The sequence below is a fragment of the Tenebrionibacter intestinalis genome, assembly GCF_016632365.1.
GTDB lineage: Bacteria > Pseudomonadota > Gammaproteobacteria > Enterobacterales > Enterobacteriaceae > Tenebrionibacter > Tenebrionibacter intestinalis.
Genome location: NZ_JAEPBH010000205.1, coordinates 1 through 321 on the forward strand (window position 1 = coordinate 1; position 321 = coordinate 321).

Annotated in this window: 1 protein-coding gene; it reads right to left on the reverse strand. The window is 54.8% G+C overall.

The window, feature by feature from the left end:
- Positions 1-321: DDE-type integrase/transposase/recombinase (locus JJB97_RS18485; protein ID WP_238715547.1), on the reverse strand; the 321-nt coding region annotated here is incomplete at both ends.

Below are 321 nucleotides of genomic sequence, written 5' to 3' on the forward strand. Positions count from 1 at the left end.
ATTTCCCGGCTGGCAAAGCGCTCACCATGGATGCATTCCACCTTCAGCGAATGGAAGAAGCTTTCCGCGCAGGCATTATCGTAGCAGTTACCTTTCGCGCTCATGCTGCCCCGCAGATTATGCTGTTTCAGCAGTGTCTGATAATCTGCTGAACAGTACTGACCGCCGCGGTCGGTGTGAACGATAACATTTTCAGGACATTTGCGCTGCCACAGCGCCATCTGTAACGCATCGCACGCCAGTTGCGCCGTCATCCGTGATGACATCGACCAGCCGATAACAGCCCGTGACCACAGGTCAATGACCACCGCCAGATACAGC